The 20,393-nt window shown below is 51.1% G+C and carries 21 protein-coding genes; 18 read left to right on the top strand and 3 right to left on the bottom strand.

Features of this window, described 5'->3' with window-relative positions; genetic code table 11:
- Nucleotides 1-191: 191 nt before the first annotated feature.
- The 3 genes from EDM56_RS24175 to EDM56_RS24170 all read right to left on the bottom strand — a co-directional run bounded on the left by EDM56_RS24175 (nt 192) and on the right by EDM56_RS24170 (nt 3,003).
- Nucleotides 192-284, bottom strand: a complete 93-nt coding sequence (locus EDM56_RS24175) for a YjcZ family sporulation protein (protein ID WP_122920498.1) — start codon at nt 282-284, stop codon at nt 192-194.
- 211 nt (nt 285-495) lie between these two features.
- Entirely contained in the window at nt 496-618 is a 123-nt protein-coding gene (locus EDM56_RS32125; RefSeq protein ID WP_281274985.1) for a hypothetical protein, read from the bottom strand.
- Nucleotides 619-921: 303 nt separating this feature from the next.
- Nucleotides 922-3,003, bottom strand: coding sequence for a sigma-54 interaction domain-containing protein (locus EDM56_RS24170; RefSeq protein ID WP_122920497.1), 2,082 nt, complete (start codon nt 3,001-3,003; stop codon nt 922-924).
- Nucleotides 3,004-3,252: 249 nt separating this feature from the next.
- Here EDM56_RS24170 and EDM56_RS24160 point away from each other — a divergent pair, with 249 nt between their 5' ends.
- From EDM56_RS24160 to EDM56_RS24075, 18 genes are all read left to right on the top strand, one after another.
- Nucleotides 3,253-4,650, top strand: coding sequence for a M20/M25/M40 family metallo-hydrolase (locus tag EDM56_RS24160; RefSeq protein WP_122920495.1), 1,398 nt, complete (start codon nt 3,253-3,255; stop codon nt 4,648-4,650).
- 33 nt (nt 4,651-4,683) lie between these two features.
- Nucleotides 4,684-6,333, top strand: a complete 1,650-nt coding sequence (locus EDM56_RS24155; RefSeq protein ID WP_122920494.1) for an ABC transporter substrate-binding protein — start codon at nt 4,684-4,686, stop codon at nt 6,331-6,333.
- Nucleotides 6,333-7,271, top strand: a complete 939-nt coding sequence (gene nikB, locus EDM56_RS24150) for a nickel ABC transporter permease (RefSeq protein WP_122920493.1) — start codon at nt 6,333-6,335, stop codon at nt 7,269-7,271. The genes EDM56_RS24155 and nikB overlap by 1 nt, the downstream gene beginning before the upstream one ends.
- 4 nt (nt 7,272-7,275) lie before the next feature.
- The gene (locus EDM56_RS24145; protein ID WP_122920492.1) at nt 7,276-8,172 is read left to right on the top strand and encodes an ABC transporter permease; all 897 of its coding nucleotides are present in this window, start codon (nt 7,276-7,278) and stop codon (nt 8,170-8,172) included.
- 40 nt (nt 8,173-8,212) lie between these two features.
- Nucleotides 8,213-9,202: an ABC transporter ATP-binding protein gene (locus tag EDM56_RS24140; RefSeq protein WP_122920491.1), complete on the top strand. Its 990-nt coding sequence runs from the start codon at nt 8,213-8,215 to the stop codon at nt 9,200-9,202.
- Complete coding sequence (locus tag EDM56_RS24135; RefSeq protein WP_122920490.1) at nt 9,199-10,158, top strand: ABC transporter ATP-binding protein; 960 nt, start codon at nt 9,199-9,201, stop codon at nt 10,156-10,158. The genes EDM56_RS24140 and EDM56_RS24135 overlap by 4 nt, the downstream gene beginning before the upstream one ends.
- Before the next feature lie 24 nt (nt 10,159-10,182).
- On the top strand, nt 10,183-11,823 hold the full coding sequence (locus EDM56_RS24130) for an amidohydrolase (protein ID WP_122920489.1): 1,641 nt from the start codon (nt 10,183-10,185) through the stop codon (nt 11,821-11,823).
- On the top strand, nt 11,820-13,655 hold the full coding sequence (locus EDM56_RS24125; protein WP_122920488.1) for a S9 family peptidase: 1,836 nt from the start codon (nt 11,820-11,822) through the stop codon (nt 13,653-13,655). Before EDM56_RS24130 ends, EDM56_RS24125 begins: the two co-directional genes overlap by 4 nt.
- Before the next feature lie 183 nt (nt 13,656-13,838).
- Nucleotides 13,839-14,633 carry a prolipoprotein diacylglyceryl transferase gene (gene lgt / locus EDM56_RS24120; RefSeq protein WP_122920487.1) on the top strand — a complete coding sequence of 265 codons (795 nt, stop codon included), beginning with the start codon at nt 13,839-13,841 and terminating at the stop codon, nt 14,631-14,633.
- A 166-nt stretch (nt 14,634-14,799) separates the two neighbouring features.
- Nucleotides 14,800-15,711, top strand: coding sequence for an SDR family oxidoreductase (locus tag EDM56_RS24115; protein ID WP_122920486.1), 912 nt, complete (start codon nt 14,800-14,802; stop codon nt 15,709-15,711).
- 203 nt (nt 15,712-15,914) lie between these two features.
- Complete coding sequence (locus EDM56_RS24110) at nt 15,915-16,235, top strand: rhodanese-like domain-containing protein (RefSeq protein ID WP_122920485.1); 321 nt, start codon at nt 15,915-15,917, stop codon at nt 16,233-16,235.
- 15 nt (nt 16,236-16,250) lie between these two features.
- Nucleotides 16,251-16,829 carry a sulfurtransferase TusA family protein gene (locus tag EDM56_RS24105; protein ID WP_122920484.1) on the top strand — a complete coding sequence of 193 codons (579 nt, stop codon included), beginning with the start codon at nt 16,251-16,253 and terminating at the stop codon, nt 16,827-16,829.
- Nucleotides 16,830-16,883: 54 nt separating this feature from the next.
- Nucleotides 16,884-18,005 (top strand): MBL fold metallo-hydrolase, encoded by a 1,122-nt coding sequence (locus EDM56_RS24100; RefSeq protein ID WP_425456356.1) that lies wholly within the window; start codon nt 16,884-16,886, stop codon nt 18,003-18,005.
- A 12-nt stretch (nt 18,006-18,017) separates the two neighbouring features.
- The gene (locus EDM56_RS24095) at nt 18,018-18,245 is read left to right on the top strand and encodes a sulfurtransferase TusA family protein (protein ID WP_122920482.1); all 228 of its coding nucleotides are present in this window, start codon (nt 18,018-18,020) and stop codon (nt 18,243-18,245) included.
- A 54-nt stretch (nt 18,246-18,299) separates the two neighbouring features.
- On the top strand, nt 18,300-19,088 hold the full coding sequence (locus tag EDM56_RS24090; protein WP_122920481.1) for a sulfite exporter TauE/SafE family protein: 789 nt from the start codon (nt 18,300-18,302) through the stop codon (nt 19,086-19,088).
- 99 nt (nt 19,089-19,187) lie between these two features.
- Entirely contained in the window at nt 19,188-19,670 is a 483-nt protein-coding gene (locus EDM56_RS24085) for a DsrE/DsrF/DrsH-like family protein (protein WP_122920480.1), read from the top strand.
- A 57-nt stretch (nt 19,671-19,727) separates the two neighbouring features.
- Nucleotides 19,728-19,994 (top strand): metal-sensing transcriptional repressor, encoded by a 267-nt coding sequence (locus tag EDM56_RS24080; protein WP_122920479.1) that lies wholly within the window; start codon nt 19,728-19,730, stop codon nt 19,992-19,994.
- A gap of 20 nt (nt 19,995-20,014) precedes the next feature.
- A complete protein-coding gene (locus EDM56_RS24075) occupies nt 20,015-20,392 on the top strand; it encodes a rhodanese-like domain-containing protein (RefSeq protein ID WP_122920478.1) in 378 nt (125 codons plus the stop codon).
- The last annotated feature ends 1 nt before the right edge of the window (nt 20,393 follow it).

Here is a 20,393-nt window from a genome sequence, read left to right as displayed (position 1 = left end):
ATAGAGTCAAGGGTTCGCTTTGCCTTACGCCCTTGACTCTATTGGCTGGAGAAAGATTTTTCGAATAGGGGATGAAACCTTCTCATACAACTGGTTGAGTTGGTTTACACAAAATTCTTGACAGACCCTTAATTAACCATAAAAAAAAGACACCCTACTCATCTGTAAGATGTCAACGTTTTATTAAATGTTTAGCAATCTGCTTCGCCAACAATTACAAGCAAAATAAACAACACCAAAATCAAAATAAAGCCATTTTCGAACCCGAAAATGCTACCGCCCATTACTCATTCCTCCTTGCTTAGCATTTGATGTATTGTATGAGGTAACTCTTTTCGAGATTGTACGGATGCCTATTGCCATCAAAAATTGATGAAAATGGGCGGTTGACGAATCAAACGTCTAAGCAAACAAAAAGATCCCCTGCTCATTCCATGTTGGAAATGACCAGGGGATCATACTTTGCAATCTACGTGCATCAAATCACCTCTCTATTTATTTGGCTGCTACTTTCTTGAACATTTCTGCAAAGGTCAGTTCGCGTTTTCTTTCACCTGCTTGATAAGCTTTATCTAGAACCTCTAACGACTCGATAACAGATTTCAATAACTTCAACATGTGAAAATACCTCCTGATATAAGATGTTACGTGTATTTGCTGCACCTTTATTATCTCTTTTTCGTTTTCTTTTCACAAAGTCGCTATTCGCTTATGAAAGCGACAATCATTGGTAAAAAAAGCAAATGAAAGCGAAAGTCATGGGGGTCAATCTCAGTTTTTCGCTGTTTTCCTCTAGATTGCTCATGTTTTCATGAAGAAAGAAAACCGTTGCCGAGGGGAGGCAGACGGTTTTTTCGCGTTTGTTCCGTTTTGGTGATGATGATCAGTTGGGGGCTATGGAGTGGCTTTTAGCAGCATGCTTTACATGCCAGGCTTCTTCGCCCGATTCGCGAGTATCTTGGCGACACCGCTGGGGGTCAACGTCGTGCCGATCCGCCCGCGGTTTTTTTGAATATACCCGCGTTGCTCCAACAAGTTCAACCTGTATCGCACTTGCTGCTCAGTCAAAGGCTTGCGCCATGTTTGGCTCAAGTCCACGAGACGCTTGCGGTTCGGGATTTGCCCGCTTTCACGGATGGCATACAGCGCATCGAGGAGTGACAAAAGTTCTTCGTCTTCAAACGTGAAGGGGGCAGGCAAAGAGGCGGGCGCAGAGTACTCGGTCGCGGCCGGTGTAGATTGTACGGAGCGCAAGCTTTCCTGAAAACTGTTTTTATTGGGTATGTCGCTTAGGCGGATCACATTTCCGTCGCACACCGCCTGCATATAGTCAATCGTGTTTTTCAATTCACGTACATTGCCATACCATGGCATGGCTTTCAGTTGCTCGATCACATCCGGCATAATGCGTATTTGCTCCGCTCCGCTTCTTTTCATGAATGATTCGATCAGTAGGGGGATGTCATCTGAGCGTTCCCGCAAAACGGGAAGATGAAGAAATAGCACTTTGAGCCGATGATACAAGTCTTCCCGAAATTTCCCCAAGCTGATCATGGTGAGCAAATCTTTGTTGGTTGCCGCGACTATGCGGACGTCAATCGGGATGATTTTCGATCCGCCAATGCGCATGATTTCCTTTTCCTGCAAAACACGCAGGAGTCGTGCCTGGAGTTTAAGGCTCGTATCGCCGATCTCGTCCAAGAAAATGGTTCCTCCATTCGCCTGTTCGAATAACCCGACTTTTCCACCCTTTTTCGCCCCTGTAAACGCGCCATCCTCATAGCCGAACAGCTCGCTTTCCAGCAAATCTTCCGAAATCGCGCTGAAGTTGACGGCAAGAAAAGGGCCTTTGCTCCGCTGCGAACAGTTGTGGATAGCGCTGGCGAACAGCTCCTTGCCGGTGCCGCTCTCGCCCTCAATCAATATGGGCAGCTCCGTTTTGGCGAGCTTCATCGTTTTTTCCTTTATTGCCACGAGCGGTCCGCTTTGTCCGACTATGTCAGCCATCGTGTGCTTTGCAATATAGCCTTTCTTTTGCAGTTCGAGCTGTAGTCTTTTTTCCAACTCGATTGTTTTTCGCGCATTTTTGAATGTGGCGACGGAGGATTGGTCTGTGTCGAGCTGGAACCGATGGACGACGACCTCGATTTGACCAAGCGAAAACCAGCGATCCTCTTCTTTGTCCGTGTTTTGAATGAATGCGACAAGCTCTGGATTGTCCAACACATGAAGGAGCTTTTTCCCAATCGCACGCTCTGGTTTGACGTTCAGCAGATGACCGAGCTCTTCGTTGAAAACCGTGATGTAGCCGGCTTTGTTGACCGACAGTATGCCGTCGTTGACGCCATTGAGCACTTGATGCAAATGGTGGTTAGAGTCATTCGCCTTTTGCATGGCATCGACCAGACGTTTGCTGAGCTGGATGATTTTTCGCATGTAACGCTGGGAAACGACATTACCGGGCTCGGTCAAATGAAAATGATCCAATATTTGGATGATCGTCGAAATATCCAGCAAGCGCGGATTGATGCGAATGACTTCTTTGACGTAAGGCGGGATTTGGTGGAAATTGCTTGGGGCGACGGCGATATCGACTTTAGGAAACTGCAGGTTGCCCGGGTAGCAAGGAATGTAATGAAGATGGTTGATGCCAAGCTCCTGCAACGATTCGATTGTTTCCATGCACGTTTCCAACGAATCGTTGATGAACATGATGCTTGTACCGGTTGGATAGCACAGCAGTTTGTCGATGTTTTCGTAGTTGATAATCCGTTTTCCGGAAATGACTTTGCAGCCAGGGCCAATGCATTGCTGGATGGAGGGGATGGTCTCGGCAAGCTTATGGGAAAGCACGATGAATTGGTTTTCCAGCGGATTCTCGGGGAGTCCTTCTTCGATGGAAAAGCTGGTGATTCCCACGTAATCGCCGATGATTTCCTCCAACTGTCTATGCAGAACGGTTCTCGTGATCGTGCTGCCGGTAAGCAGGACCAAGCTGTTCATACCCATTCCTCCTGGGGTGTATTTGGGTGATTGGTATTTTGGTAGTATTTCTCGATTCTCTTAACTATAACCGAATCTTCGGACAGTTGGAAGGCTGTTTTTGGGCGTATTTGGGTGAAGAGCTCGCTGGTTTTCAAGGCAGCGCTTGGGCAAAAGTGAAAAAAACGAGTAAATACGCCATTTGCGTAAATTGGCAGAAAAATTGCAATAGCATTCAGGCGATCACGTGAAAGTGAATGGGGGTACGTCATGGAGATATCCGTTTTTAAAAAGATGATCGAGCAACGACAAGCGTCGTATGTGGAGCAATTGTTTCGCGTTTTGCGACAAACAAGCATTAGCACGCTGAACATCGGGATTCGTGAATGTGCGGAGATGCTGCGGGAATTGATGGAGGAGGTCGGTTTGGAAGCGCGCTTGCTTGAAACCGATGGCCATCCGGTCGTATACGGCGAACGAATCTGTGACCCGCAGGCATTCACGCTGCTGATATACGGTCACTATGATGTCCAGCCGCCTGATCCAGTTAACGAATGGCTGTCACCGCCATTTGAACCGACGATTCGGGATGGGCGGATTTATTGCCGGGGGGTAGGCGACAACAAGGGGCAATTAATGGCGCAAATTCTTGCGATCAAAACCTACCTGGATATCGCCGGGGAGCTGCCGATCAATGTCAAACTTATTTTGGAAGGCGAAGAGGAGAACGGAAGTCCTCATTTGGCATCATTCGTGGAATCGAACAAGGAGCTATTGCACTGTGATCTCGTGTATACAGCGGATGGACCGATGCATTGGGGGACGCCATCCGTCCTGCTTGGTGTCCGCGGAGTACTCAGCGTGGAGCTGATTGCAAAAGGAGCGGATCGAGATCATCATTCCGGAAATTACGGTAACATCGCGCCTAATCCAGCCTGGAAGCTGATAGAGCTGCTGCGGACAATGCGGGGTGAAGACGGCCGGGTTTTGATCGAAGGGTTCTATGACCATATCGTCGAGCCGACGGAGCTGGAGAAAAAGCTCCTTGGTCAGCTGCCGTTCGAACCGGATCAAATTCGTGAGCAGGTCGGAGCACCCAATCTGGCTTTGCCGTTGGAAGGTGAATCGTTTCATCGTCTGACCTCGATGGAGCCGACCTTCAATATTTGCGGTTTTCATAGCGGATATACGGGGGAGGGCATGAAGACGATTATCCCGTCCGCAGCGTGCGTCAAGATGGACATGCGGCTCGTCATCGAGCAAGACCCTGATGACGTGTTCCATAAGTTTTGCGCGCACGTCCAAAAGCACGCTGCTGATATCGAGGTCAAAAGGTTAGGTGGCATGCTTCCGTCGCGGACTGCCGCGGATTTGAACGTTGTACGGGAGATTGTGGGCGCTGTGCGCTGCGCATTTGAGCAGGAACCGGTTATTTTGCCGTCCGTTGGGGGCAGCTTGCCAGATTATGTCTGGACGAAAATATTGGGGGTTCCTTCTGTCATCGTCCCTTATGCCAATACAGACGAGGCGAATCACGCGCCAAATGAAAACATGAAGATCGATTATTTTTTGAAAGGGATTGCATGCACCTGTGAGGTCATACGCAAGCTTGGCGAGTTTGCCGCGAATGGTACGAGCGCTGTGTCGCAATCAACTGCACATCACTAACAACGGCTGATCCATCATAAGGGGGATTCATAGATGAAAAAAATGCGTTCAATCGGTTTGGCAGTTGGTTTGAGTTGTCTTTTATTGATCAGTGCAACGGGATGTGGCAACAACGCCGCAGAAACCGGTCAGGCGGAACCAGCCGCCCCCACTGCAAGTAAACAGGCAAGCGGTGAACCGAAAGAGGGTGGCACGATCACGATGGCGATGCCGAGCGAACCCGATACATTAGATGTGCAGAGAACCAATATGCTGTCATCGGACACGATCGCGATGCTGCTCGGAGATACGCTTCTGTCCCAAGATCCTGACACCCACGAGATGAAACCGAACTTGGCAGAATCGTACAACATCACGGAGGATGGGTTGACGTGGACGTTTACGCTGCGAAAAGGGATCACGTTTCACGATGGAACACCATTGACTGCAAAGGCGTTGAAAGCGACCTATGAACGGGCGTTAGATCCGAAAACTCAAGCGAAAGACGCGCGGACCCGGTTGCAGCCGCTTCAATCAATCGAGGCTTTGGACGATCAGACATTTGTCATGCACTTGAAGGAACCATCCGCTCCTTTGCTGCTGAATTTGAGCAATCTTAGCTTCTTGCAGCCGCTATCCTCCGCGGCGATCCAAAAATTCGGCGATCAGTACGGACGCAACCCAGTCGGAGTCGGTCCATGGAAATTCGAGAGCTGGAAACCGGGTGAGTCGATCACGCTGGTGCGCAATGAGTCGTACCATTCGCCGTCGCCATACGCCAAAAACAAAGGGCCGGTGCATCCCGAGCGATTGGTCATCAAATTCATCAAAGACAACCAAACGATGATGGCAGCGCTCGAAAGCGGGTCAATCGATATTGCGACCTATGTGGCTCCGAAGGATGTAAAAAAATACAAAAAGAATGACACCTATACGGTTCTCGAACAAATGAGAAGCGGACTCGGTTTATTCGTCGAAATGAACCTGCGCAGCAAACCGCTGCAGGATGTGCAAGTGCGTAAAGCGCTGAATATGGCGATCAATAAAGAAGCGATGGTGAAAGCGATTTTGCTCGGGGAAGGCGAGGTTGCCGATGGACCGCTATCGCCGAATATGTTCGGGTATGACCCTGCGATCAAGCAATATACCTACCATTACGACTCAGAACAAGCCACGCAGTTGCTTGAGGCGGCGGGGTGGAAGGCGAACGGGCAAGGAATCGTGGAAAAAGACGGGCAGCCGCTCAGCCTGACGCTTCTGAGCTCGGAGAGATGGTCGCAGCAGTCTCAATTGGTGCAAGCGATGCTAAAAGAAATCGGCATCGAGGTGAAGATCAAAAACATGGATTTCGGCGCTCTTCTCGACAGTGCGTCAAAAGGCGAATTCGACCTGGTGTTCATGAACTATACCGAGTTTGATCCTGATTTTATCTCGATCTTCCTGCATTCTAAGGAGATCGGCGGGATGAATCATGCCGCTATCGACAATAAAGAGCTGGATGGGCTTTTGGATAAAGGGCGAGCAACGGTGGGTAAAGCCGATCGACAAAAAATCTATGAAGCCATACAGAAGCTAATCGTCGAGCAAGCGTATTGGATTCCACTTTATATCACGAAAGATTTCCAGGTAGTAAGCAATCGTGTGCAAGGGACTGTTTATAAAGATGTGTATTGGAATTTTCAAGATAGCTGGGTGAATGGATGATGACGCGTTATGTAATGGGAAGACTGGCATCAGGTTTACTGGTTCTCATCGGTTTATCGCTGTTTTCCTTCGCATTGATCCATGTCATCCCGGGAGACCCGGTTCGGATCATTCTGGGCGACAAAGCGCCAAAAGAGCAGATCGGGGAAATGCGCGAGAGATTGGGGTTAAACAAGCCTCTCGTGTTCCAGTATGTCTCGTATGTGAGCGGGTTGGCCAGAGGAGAACTCGGCAACTCGATTAAAACAGGGCGTCCGGTTTTGGTTGAACTGACGGACCGATTTCCGGCGACGGCGAAGCTGGCTGTCACAGGAATGGGCATCGCCGTCTTGCTGGGCATCGTGACGGGGATCATTGCTGCGAAATGGAAGGATACATGGATTGACCATGCGATCGCTTCCATGGCATCCCTTGGGTTGTCCTTGCCGAGCTTTTGGTTCGGATTGCTCATGATCATGGTTTTTGCCGTTCATCTGCAGTGGTTTCCGGTGGCTGGAGGTACCGGCTTGACCGATTTGATCCTGCCTGGTTTAACATTGGGACTTCTCGCGTCCACGATGATCAGTCGCTTGACACGCTCGGGAATGATCGAGGTGCTGAATCATGATTATATCCGCACGGCACGGGCGAAAGGAATGAGCGAGCCGATTGTGCTTTACCGGCACGCCTTTCGCAATGTTATGATCCCGATTGTGACGATCGTTGGATTGCAGCTGGCTACGCTGCTTGGCGGTGCGATCATCATCGAGCAAGTGTTTAACTGGCCGGGAATTGGCACACTGGCGATCGATGCCATCGCATCACGCGATTTTCCGCTTATTCAAGGGATCATCATGTTCATGGGTTTCGTGTATGTCACGGTCAATATTTTAGTCGATCTACTTTACGGGTTGCTTGATCCACGTATCGAGCAGCATCTTGAGAAAGCAGGGGGCTAACAAGATGAGTTTTACAGGCAAAATCGTACCTGCCAAAGCAGCATCCTTGCGCACTCCCACATTTGCACGATTTGGCAAGCTGATGGCAAATCGTAAAGCGAGAATCAGCCTACTATTTATCGGCATGATCCTCCTCATTGGCATCGTAGGGCCGTGGATCGCTCCTTACGATCCTGCGCAAGCGGACTACAGCGCATTTTTACAAGAGCCTTCCGCCGAGCATTTGCTTGGGACTGACTCGATCGGACGAGACATGCTTTCACGGATGCTCTACGGCACACGCGTCACGCTGACGGTCGCCGTGATGTCCGTCGGGATCACGTTTGTTCTGGGAACGGCAATCGGCGTCACCAGCGCGTATGTGGGAGGGTGGATCGACAATGTTCTGATGCGGATCATGGATATGTTGCTGGCGCTGCCCGGCATCATTTTGGCGCTCGCCATTGTAGCCGTATTAGGGCCAAGTCAAACGAATGCGATGATTGCAGTCGGCATTTCCTCCATTCCCAGCTTTTCGCGCCTTGTCAGGGGGGCAGCCTTGAGCGTCAAGACTTCGGGCTATGTTGAAGCGAGCCGATCGATCGGAAGCTCGGGACGTTGGATCATTTTGTTTCAAATCATTCCCAACATCATGAATGTGCTGATCGTCTATACGACGCTGTTTATCGGGGCTGCCATTCTTGATACATCGGCACTCGGATTCATCGGTCTGGGAGCCCAACCGCCCACACCCGAGTGGGGGACAATGCTCAATGAAGGCAAAGAATATTTGCTGGACGGCTGGTGGCTTGCCACATTTCCCGGCCTCGCGATTACGATCGTCGTTTTTCTAGTGAATATGCTTGGGGATGCGTTGCGAGACTGGTTTGACCCGAAAGCGCAAACCAAGAGCCGTGCGTAATGAGAGGGAAACGAAGCACAGTGGAAAGGGGATCACCCGTATGGAACATGTGTTGGACGTAACGGGGCTTACCACCCAATTTTCCCAGAAATCCTCCACGATCACCGTTGTGGATGGTGTGACTCTCTCTTTGAAAAAGGGCGAGGCGCTGGGCATCGTGGGTGAGTCCGGTTGCGGTAAGAGCGTGACATCGCTATCGATTATGCGTTTGCTTGGCAGCAATGCCACGACGGAAGGGAGAATCACTTTTCTTGGCAGGGAATTACTCACCCTTCGTGAAAAAGAAATGCAAAAGCTGCGTGGAAAAGAGATTGCGATGATTTTTCAGGAACCGATGACCTCGCTCAATCCGGTGCTCACGATCGGCAAGCAGATCGATGAAGTGTTAAATAAGCACGAGGGATTGGGTAAGGACGAATCAAAGCAAAGGGCGATTCAATTGCTGACACAGGTCGGGATCGCCAGAGCGGACGAGATTTATCATGAGTATCCGCACCGTCTGTCGGGTGGCATGAGACAGCGGGTAATGATCGCGCTTGCAATCGCATGCAACCCGGCCCTGTTGATTGCGGATGAGCCTACCACAGCGCTTGATGTGACGATCCAGGCGCAAATCATCGACGTGCTCAAGCGAATCCGTCGTGAAAAGGACATGGCGCTCATGCTGATCACCCACGATCTGGGAGTGATTGCTGAGCTGTGCGATCGGGTGGTGGTCATGTATGCCGGACAAATCATCGAAACGGCAGATGTACGAACACTGCTGCGTGTTCCGCGACATCCGTATACAGCAGGACTCATTCGTTCGACGCCGCACAAGTCAAAAGGATTGAAGAGACTATACAGCATAAGTGGAACCGTACCTCCACCAGATGAATATCCGACGGGGTGCCGGTTTGCCCCGCGATGTGAGCATGCCATGAAAATATGCTTTGAAAAAATGCCGGACTTGCTGCCGGTTGATGAACGAACGATTTGCCGCTGCTGGCTGTATGAGCAGACGATGGAAAGACCGGTGGTAAACGTATGACCACTCCGATATTGGAAATCAAGGGATTGAAAAAACGTTTTGCAAACAAAAGCGGTTGGCTGCAAAAGCCAACGTTCGTGCATGCCGTGAACGGAATCGACCTGCGGGTATTCGAAGGAGAGACAGTGGGCATCGTCGGTGAGTCGGGCTGCGGGAAATCAACGCTAGGACGGTGCATCCTCCGGTTGATCGAGCCTTCCGAAGGGACGATCCTGTTTGAGGGGAAAAATATCAGCAAGTTAGATAAAAAAGAGATGGTGCGTGTTCGACGCCATATGCAGATGGTGTTTCAAAATCCGTATGACACGCTGAATCCAAAGCAGACGATTCGAAACATTTTGAAGGAGCCGCTCGTGGCCCATCGCGTTCCACAGGAGGAACACGATTCTTTGCTTGCGGAAACAATCGAGGCTGTTGGATTGACAGTACGTCATCTGTCGCGCTATCCCCATGAATTTTCTGGCGGTCAGCGGCAGCGGATCGGCATTGCACGCGCCCTCATGCTACGCCCGAAAGTCATCATTGCGGACGAACCGGTTTCGGCGCTCGACGTCTCCATTCAAGCGCAAATTCTCAACCTGTTGCAAGATTTGCAGGAGCAATATTGTTTAACCTATTTGTTCATTTCCCACGATTTAAGCGTGGTGGAACACATTTCAGACAAAGTGGCTGTGCTGTATTTAGGGGAGATGGTAGAGTTTGGGGAAAAAGAGAAGCTGTTCGGCCAGCCTCTTCACCCGTATACGCAAGCATTGCTGTCTTCCGTTCCGATTGCGGACCCCGATGAACAGCGGGAACGTATTACGTTGAGGGGCGATCTGCCCTCGCCGTCCAATCCCCCCGATGGCTGTAAATTCCATCCGCGCTGTCATGCCTGTCTCAACATTTGCCGAACAGAAGCTCCACCGATGCGCGAGGTAGAGGGGCGCATGATCGCTTGTCACTTGTATCGTTAGTGGTAGAAAGGGAGGAAACAAGGGATGAATCAAGAACGGAAAGCTGAAATCATCCTCACGAGTCGTGCGGTTTTTACAGGGCTTGATGAGGAACCGATTCCACGAGCCATTGCGATCGTGGGGCAAAAAATTGCTGCGGTGGGCACAGAGCAGGAAATAGAGAGCTGGGTTGGTCCGGATACAAAATGGTACCGGTTTGAGGATCAGCTCATCGTGCCGGGATTTCACGATTTCCATATGCACCTGATGCTGGGGAGATTTATTGAAAGCAGCTTGAATTTGAGCAAGGCTCGCTCTGAAGAGGAAGCCGTGGAAATGGTTCGAGCATATGCGGAGTCGAGGCCGGATGTGTCATGGATCATCGGCATCGGCTGGGATAGCGGCTACTGGCCCGATCAACAGCTGCCACATCGAAAGTCTTTGGACCAGGTGCTGCCCGACCGCCCTGTGCTGCTTCTGCATGCCGAAACGCATTATGCGTGGGCGAATAGCAAGGCGCTCGCGCTTGGTGGTATTAACCGGGAGACGGAGGAGCCTGCCTACGGTGGAATCGGTAAGGATGAGGACGGCGAACCAAACGGCATCTTGTACGAATGGGCCATATCGATGCTGACTGAACAAGCGTGGGACTTGCCGAGAGTGGAAAGAATCCGGCTTCTGCGCGGATTTTTGCAGCAGGCGGTGCGCTATGGTGTGACATCGGTGAACGATCTGCACTCGAATGGTTCCCGTACGCTAAACGGTCACCAAAACCTCGCGCTGTTCAAAGAGTTCGAAGTGGCAGGCGAATTGAACGTCCGTATTCATTTTGCCACGGCGCTCCAAGAGGATTTGGGGGAAGCGCTGGCGCTGCGCGAGACCTATTCCACAGGGAAGGTTTCGTTTTCTGGGCTGAAACAGTTTTTGGACGGGGCGATCACTAGCATGACGGCGTATATGGTCGAGCCGTATTGCGAGAAAGGAAAAGATCGCGGGAGCACACCATTTCCACCGGACACGATCAAAAAATGGGTGGCAGCTGCAGACCGGGAAGGATTTCAGGTACGGTTTCACGCCATTGGGGACGCGGCTGTCCGTCTGGCGCTGGACGCATTTGAACATGCCGCAAATGAAAATGGTCCGCGCGATTCGAGACATTGCGTCGAGCATGTAGAGGTAGTCCATCCAGACGACATCCATCGCTTTCAACAGCTTGGCGTCATCGCCTCCATTCAGCCGGAGCATATCGTCACCAATGAGCGCAGCATCTTTTCAGCCTTACTGGGCGAGGAACGCCTCGCCTTGTACTCACCAATCGGGACGTTGCGGAAGAGCGGGGGAGTGGTAGCTTTTGGTACGGATTATCCAGTTGTCTCTTTGAATCCGCTTCTCGGGATCTATACAGCGATGACGCGGGTGGGAAGCGATGGCTTGCCATGGAACGAACAAGAATGTTTGTCGCTTGCCGAGGCATTGCGTGCCTATACGAGCGCGCCCGCATATGGCAGCTTCCGCGAACGGGAACTCGGTACGATTGAGCAAGGAAAGCTGGCTGATCTCGTTGTACTGGATCGCAATCTGTTCGACATTCCGGTGGCGGAGATTCCGCGCGCAAACGTCTTGCTTACCATGCTGGACGGTCAAGTAGTGTTTGAAGGTTCCCAAGAGGAGGAAGAAGTTCGATGATAACGTTCCAAGCGCCAGACATCAGCCAGTTCATTCAGCCTTATGAAATCAAATGCTTTGCCGTCAGCGCCGATGAGCGGCACGTGGTATGGAGCTGCAACAGCAGCGGTGTTTTCAACCTATGGGCCATCGACGAGCAGGCAGCTGCTCCCTATCAATTGACACAGCATCATCAAGCATCGGATGCGATTCAAATCGTTGCGAGCAGCGAACAAAAGCAACCGTTCATCCTGTTCACAAGCGATCAGGACGGCGACGAAAATATGCAGATTTATGCCGTAGCCGCACATGGTGGCGTTCCACTACCTGTGCGCTACGACGAAGGGAAGCGGTATTTCTTTGGCACAGTCTCTGAAGATGGAAAACGCCTCTACTACGGCTCGAATAAAGAAAATCCGCTTTATCTCAACATCTATTGCTATGATATGGAAAGTGGGGATGAGCAGCAGCTGCTGACAGGTGTCGACGCCGAAACCCATTTGCAGGCGATCAGCCCTGATGAACAATCGCTGGCTTATTTTGTAAGGTATAACCACACGAACATGAAGGGCTATGTACGAAGCGGGGAACAGACGCTGTCATTGATCCCCGATGCAACCGAAGAGCATAAGGTGGCGAATCTCACATTCGCAAATGATGAGATGGTCTACTTTCTCACCAACTATAAGGAAGAGTACAATTATCTCGCATCGTTTTCTCTGAAAACAGGTGCGTTTAAAAAAGTCATGTCCATACCGGCGGAAGAGATTGCGTCGTTCCAACTGACACAGCCTTCAGGCGACATCTACCTGGCTACCTCACGCGGTGTGCGGGACTCGCTCTATCGGTACAATGTCGCCACAAAGGAGTGCGAAAAGCTGCCCATACCCGTTGACGTGATTTATCAATGGATGGTGACGGAAACCAAAACGGTGTATGTGCTGGGCTCAAGTCCGACGAAGCCTGCGAATTTGTACCGGAAAAAAGCTGATGCCAAGTGGCAAAAGATCACCGAGAACCGGGTTCCCGGCGCCAGCGAGCATGAATTGGTAGAGCCGGAAGTGGTTTACTATGATTCTTATGATGGCACGCGGATTGAAAGCCTGTACTACCCAGCCAAAAAAGAAATGAGCAACGGCCATACGATCGTGTTTCCGCATGGCGGTCCTCAATTTCTGGAACGTAAAGAGTATTATGGCTGGTTCCAATATTTCGCTGCAAAAGGGTACAATCTGTTTATTCCCAATTTCCGCGGCAGCACCAATTACGGCACTCGTTTCATGAAGCTGATTGAAGGGGATTGGGGTGGAGGGCCGAGACGTGACATCATTTGGGGTATCGAATCCTTGATTCAGCTCGGGAAAATGACACGTGATCAAATCATCGTGATGGGAGCCAGCTATGGCGGTTATATGAGTCTCCTGTTGTTTGGCCGTCATCCGGGGTATTTTGTTGCCTGTGTCGATATTTGCGGTCCAACCAATTTGTTTACAATGGTAGAATCCGTACCAGATCATTGGAAGGCACGGATGGATTCTTGGATCGGGAACCCGATCCGGGACAGGGAACGGCTGATCGAGCAATCGCCAGTCACCTATCTCGACAATATGAAGAAACCGGTCATGGTGGTTCAAGGCGCGAATGACCCACGCGTCAAAAAGGAAGAATCCGACCAAATCGTAGAAGGCTTGCGGGCGAAAGACATTGAGGTGGACTACCTGGTGTTCCCCGATGAAGGGCACGGGTTCGGAAAAAAAGCAAACGAAATCAAGGCAGTTGCTGAAATTTCTCGCTTTTTGGATCAGGTCATCAACAAAAATAGCGAAGAAATGGCGAGCAGCAGCATGGACTAAGTATTGCTTGATGATCCGAAAAATGTAGACGTGACCGCTGGAAGCCTAAATCCAGCGGTTTTTTTTGATGCGTTGCGGTTGTTTGCTGGACAATGTTAGGGTAGTCTAGAATCGGAAAAAAACGTATGATTTCTATGACAGATTTTCTTTCCATAAAAACCAAACAGTGAGGAAGTGACGGTTTTGCACCAATATCTCGGTTTCATCGGCTCCTTCCCGATTCGCTCGTATTCCCTCTTGTTCATGCTCGCGATTTTGCTCGGAATCGGTGTGACGGTCACATTGGCCAAGCTTCAGAAAAAAGACGAGCTTGCCGGCCATCTACTGAATCTGGCCGTCCCAATGATCATCGGTGCGATCATTGGCTCGCGGTTTTGGGCGGTTTTTTTGTTTGACTGGGCATATTATTCACAGCACCCGGAAGAAATCATCGCGGTGTGGCATGGCGGCCTCTCCATACAGGGTGGGGTAGTCGGTGCGATTTTGGTGGCCATATGGTATGTCCGCAAGCACAATATTTCGTTCTGGGAGCTGGCTGACTTGTGTGCGCCTGGGCTAATTCTCGGACAAAGCATCGGACGGGACGCTAACCTGATGAACGGCGACGCGTTTGGTGATCCGACCGGTGGGAACTGGGGAATTTTGTACCCCGAAGGGACGAATGCCCGCGCGACCTTCGGCGATCAGCCGCTCTTTCCGGCAGAAGTGTGGGAGGGGCAGATGGACGTGGTGATTTTTGCAATCCTGATGCTTCTGCTGCAAAAACGGCTGACCCGCGGGTTCCTGTTCCTGATTTACAACGTGCTGTACAATCTGGGGCGATTTTTCTTGGAAATGCTGCGCGGCGACTCGCACCGTTTTTTGTTCCATTGGACGACTGCGCAATGGACATCCGTCATTTCCATTCTCCTGTCTGTGGGAATTGGTTGGTATTTGCACATCAAACAAAAACAGACGACATCGGAAAGTCCGGCCTAAGCGAAAGGCAGGACAAGCAAATCTCCATCTGCAAGCGGATGGGGATTTTTTCGTGTCGCCGCAGCTCCGCCAAAAAGGATGGCGGAGCGAAATTTTCTAATATGACACTAGCTGACATGTTGGCAATCTATAATCAGTGGTAGATCAATGGAAGGAGTCATTGCTTATGAAACCGTTACAGGGAAAAGTAGCGCTGGTGGCCGGAGCAACACGCGGTGCGGGGCGAGGCATCGCGATCGAATTGGGCGCGGCCGGAGCAACTGTTTATGTGACCGGACGAACGACCCGAACAAAAATCTCCGAGTACAATCGTCCGGAAACGATTGAAGAAACCGCAGAACTTGTAACGAATGCGGGGGGACGGGGAATCGCGGTTCAAGTGGATCATTTGGACCCCGCCCAAGTCCAGGCACTCATTGCCCGCATCGAGCATGAACAGGGGAGACTGGATATTCTGGTCAACGATGTGTGGGGGGGAGAATATTTGACCCAATGGAACGTGCCCGTATGGGAGCACTCGCTGGAACGGGGCTTCCGCATGCTAAGGCTTGCGATTGACACGCATATTATTACCAGCCATTTTGCACTCCCACTACTGATCCGAAGCGAGAGGGGACTGGTCGTGGAGATGACGGACGGCACGGCTGAATACAACGATAAAACGTACCGGCTCTCCCTATTCTACGATCTCGCGAAAACGTCTGTTCTTCGGATGGCCAAATCGCTGGCCCATGAGCTTTCACCCTATCCATGCACCGCAGTGGCGCTGACTCCTGGGTGGATGCGTTCTGAAATCATGCTGGATCACTTTGGGGTGAAGGAAGAAAATTGGCGCGACGCGATGGTGAAGGAACCGCATTTCGTCATATCCGAATCGCCCCGTTATGTGGGACGTGCGGTTGCTGCGTTGGCCTGCGATCCGGAGGTTGCGAGGTGGAACGGGCACTCCGTCTCAAGTGGCCATCTCGCACAAGAGTATGGCTTTTATGATCTGGACGGCTCGCAGCCAGATAGCTGGCGGTACATCGTCGAGGTGCAAGAAGCAGGCAAACCAGCGAATGCTACCGGTTACCGCTGATCTGTTCGGGGACTTACCGATTGTTTAGCATCAAACAAGCAGCAGACTAGGACGTACTACTTGCGTCTAGGTCAGCTGCTTGTTTCTTTATGGGATACAATACAACAATCCTAACGAGACGTTGACAAACGAAATGAACGAGCATAATATAATACCCATAGGGGTATACGTATTAAATTCCCCGCACAAAGGAGTGACACATAATGAGCAAAGCGTGGCACGATATTTCTCCACAAGAGGTTGAAAAACGACTGGCTGAGCAAAAAGAAGATATGATTCTGATCGATGTGCGCAATCCGGATGAATTCAGCGCAGGGCATATCGCACAAGCGCAGCTGCTGCCGCTGTCGATTTTGCCGATCCGCCTGCATGAAATCCGAAATGACAAACAGGTAGTGTTCATTTGCCGCAGCGGCGGAAGAAGCGCCCAAGCTTGTGAATATGCGTCCAATCTCGGGTACGAGCATGTATTCAACATGACGGGCGGTATGCTGAACTGGCAAGGCGAGATCGCACACAAATAACGAGGGGGAAGCGAAATGGGAGGACATGGAAGCATTGCTGTTGATCTGATGCTCGATTGTAAAGGGCTTGCCTGCCCGATGCCGATTGTGAAAACAAAAAAGGCGATGGGACAAATCCAGCCGGGGCAAGTCGTAGAAGTTCAGGCGACTGACCGTGGGTCGTTAGCGGACATGAAAGGCTGGGCGAACACGACCGGCCACCATTACTTAGGGACGCGCGAAGAGGAGGGGGTTCTCTACCACTATCTGCGTAAGGCGAACCCTTTGGAAGTAAAAGAGGAGGTGGCTTTTCCCCATACGATTTCAAGTGAAGGACTGCATTCGATGATGAAACAGTCAACGGTTGCGATCCTCGATGTACGTGAGCCAGCGGAATACGCGTTTGGCCACATTCCTGGCGCTATCTCCATACCGTTGGGGGTATTACCGGAGCGATTGTCCGAATTGAAACCGAATGAAGAACTGTATGTGATTTGTCGGTCTGGCACCAGGAGCGACCTGGCTTGCAGGCTACTCGCCGAAAACGGATTTACACAAGTGAAAAACGTAGTGCCGGGAATGGCAGAATGGACAGGGCCAATCGAACAGGCATAATGAGAGCAAAAAAGGGAGGGCAAAACCATGACTGCACAAGAAAAGCTACAGGCAATGACACCACATGAGCTTGCGCAAATCGTCATCCGCGAAGAAGAGCTGTTCATTCTCGACGTCCGCAACCAAAGCGATTTTCAAGAGTGGAAAATCGACGGGAAAGGCATCGAGATCATCAATATCCCTTATTTTGATTTGATGGACGGGGTTGAATCCGCACTCGAAAAGCTCCCAAAAGGGAAAAAGGTATTGGTCGTATGCGCGAAAGAAGGTTCCTCCATCTTTGTCGGGGAACAACTGGTCGAGGCGGGGATGCGTGACGTCTTTTATTTGCAAGGCGGAATGAAGGCGTGGAGCGAGCATCTGGAGCCAGTGAAGGTGGCGGATCTACAGGACGGCGGAGCGATCTACCAATTCGTTCGGCTGGGCAAAGGCTGCCTGTCCTATATGATCCTATCCGGAGGGGAGGCAGTGATCGTCGATACGGCGCGCATGACAGACGCCTATGAAATGTTTGCTTTGGCAAAACATGTCACGATTACGCATACGGTCGACACTCATCTTCACGCCGATCATATCTCCGGGGGCAAAAAGCTGGCTGACAAGACAGGGGCGACGTACTGGCTTCCGGAAAAGGATGCGACAGAAGTGCAATTCGACTATGAAGCGTTGGCAGAGGGGAAAGAAGTCACCGTTGGAACGACGAAAATCGCCATGCTGCCGGTATACTCCCCGGGGCATACCATCGGTAGCACATCGCTGATTGTGGATGACACCTATTTTCTCACCGGCGACATCCTGTTTGTTGAATCGATCGGTCGGCCGGATTTGGCAGGTCTTGCGGAAGACTGGGCCGGCGATCTGCGCGACACGCTCTACCATCGCTACAAAGAGCTGTCCTCAGAACTAATTGTCCTGCCAGCCCATTTCGGCAGTATCACGGAGCTTGGCGAGGGAGGACTGGTGTCGGCGCGACTGGGTGATCTTTTTGCCAAAAATCAGGGTCTGCAAATTACAGACGAAGACGAATTCCGCCGTATCGTATCGGAAAACTTGCCGCCACAGCCGCGTTCGTATCAAGAAATCCGCCAAACCAACATGGGCAAATTGAGCCCAAACGAAGAGGAGCAGCGTGCAATGGAAATCGGTCCAAATCGCTGTGCCGTACACGAATCCTAAGGAGGAAAAACAATGAAAGCAGATATTACGGTTGATACAAAAGGAATGGCATGCCCCATGCCGATCGTGAAAGCGAAAAAAGCATTGGATGGCCTGCAAACGGGACAGACGATGGAGGTGCTTTCCACAGATAAAGGGTCGCTGAACGACTTTCAGGCATGGGTCAAACAAACGAACAATGAGCTAGTGCAAACAGAAGTGGAAAACGGCGTCTACAAATTCCTGGTGAAAAAAAGCTGAGAAAACGGTCATGGTCCGCCGGAACAAGGCTTCTTTTGACCGAATGGAGGGCGTATGGACCTGTATGTTGCCGTCGTCATGGTTAGTGTTGGCCTTGTCGGTTCCTTCTTCTCGGGATTGCTCGGAATTGGCGGCGCGATCATCGCGTATCCTCTGTTGCTGTTTGTCCCGAGTGCGCTTGGTATCGCGCATTATAGCGGGCAGGAGGTTTCGACGATTTCGATGTTTCAAGTGTTCTTTGCATCGCTAGCGGGTATTTTCACATACCAATGGAAGAACAAAAAAGGCGTACAGCTGATTAACAAAGGTGTAGTCACGAATATGGGAACGAGCATCCTGATCGGCAGCGCTGCCGGGGGCGTGCTTTCCGCTTATCTGTCAGGCGAGGTCATTACCTACGTGTATGGCGGCTTGGCTGTCTTGGCCGTGATCCTCATGCTGAGGAAAGAGGCGGAGGGAGAAAGCGAAGAACAATCTTTTTCGTATAACCGTCCGTTGGCTGCCACGCTATCGTTTGGTGTCGGCATCGTCTCGGGGATCGTGGGGGCAGGAGGAGCGTTTATCCTGATTCCGATCATGCTGTCGATCTTAAAAATTCCGACCCGCGTGGCAATCGCCTCATCTCTAGCGATCGTGTTCCTCTCCTCAATCGGCGGCGTTGCAGGTAAGCTCGCGTTCGGCTCCGTCCCGCTCACAGCGACGATTTTTACAGTCGTGGGTAGTCTGATTGGCGCACCGCTCGGCAGTCTGGTTAGCGCGAAGGTAACCACATCGTTTTTGCGGTACGGCCTGCTCGTGTTATTGACGGGGACGGCGATCAAAATTTGGATGGGAATGTTTTAAAGTAAGCCGATGTCCAAGAAGAAGGGACGAGGCATTTATTTTGGCTAAATAAAATACCCATACGGGTATATGTAAAAATCAATAAGGGGGACCACCGATATGGAAAACCAGAAAGAAAAAACGACGATCGTGCTGTTCAGCGGTGATTTGGATAAAGCGATCGCGGCGTACATCATTGCCAACGGTGCAGCAGCCTATGATCATGAGGTTACCATTTTCCACACGTTCTGGGGGCTGAACGCAATGCGCAAGGACGCGCAGGTCCCTGTGAAAAAAGGGCTGCTTGAAAAGGCGTTCGGGTGGATGATGCCGCGCGGGGCCAATAAATTAGGTCTGTCCAACATGAACATGCTCGGGATGGGGCCGGAAATGATTAAGCATGTGATGAAAAAGCACAATGCATTGTCTCTGCCGCAGCTGATCGAGCTCGCACAGGAGCAAGGAGTGAAGCTGGTCGCCTGTACGATGACGATGGACCTGCTCGGCCTGCAGCAAGAGGAGCTGCTCGATGGTCTGGAATATGCGGGTGTCGCCGCTTATTTGGGTGATGCGACACAAGCGAAGGTGAACCTCTTCATTTAGTCCATCCCTTTTTAGTGTATACTATACCTATACACGTATACGTTGGAGGGAAGCGAAATGGATTACCAGTACGGTGAAGATATCAAGCGTCGGCTGCTGCGCATCGAAGGCCAGGTGCGCGGCGTGCTGAAGATGATGGAGGAGCAGCGGAACTGCAAAGAAGTCGTCGCACAGCTGACGGCGATCCGCAATGCTTCGGATAAAGCGATCGCCCAGATTGTCGCGGAAAATTTGCAGCGCTGCTTGCTAGAAGAACAGGCGAGCGGAAAAGACACGGGGTCGATCGTACGGGAAGCCGTTGATTTGCTCGTGAAAAGTCGCTAAAAAGTAAGGGGAGTGTCAGCATGGACGGTTCAAATTTGGTGTCGATCGCGCTGTATGTACTGCTCGGCTGGTTTTTGTACACGCGGTTCGCGCCAGTAAAAGGGCTGCAAAACTTGAATGCAGCTCAGTTTGGGGAGCGCCTGCGCAACGCGGTCGTGATTGATGTGAGAGAAGTGAGTGAATTTCGTTCGGGTCACATCCCGCATGCCATTCATATCCCGTTAGGTCAGCTTGGCGGTCGGATCGGCGAAATTCCCAAGCAAAAAGAAGTCCTCTTGTATTGCAAAAGCGGCATGAGAAGCAAGCAAGCGGCGAAAGTGCTGAAGAAGCATGGCTTTGCCAAAATCGCTCATTTGCAGGGCGGCATTTTAGCCTGGAATGGCAGTATACAGAAATAAC

Origin of the sequence: Brevibacillus fluminis (assembly GCF_003710825.1) — a bacterium.
Classification (GTDB): domain Bacteria; phylum Bacillota; class Bacilli; order Brevibacillales; family Brevibacillaceae; genus Brevibacillus_D; species Brevibacillus_D fluminis.
This window is presented reverse-complemented; position numbering and strand designations above follow the sequence as displayed.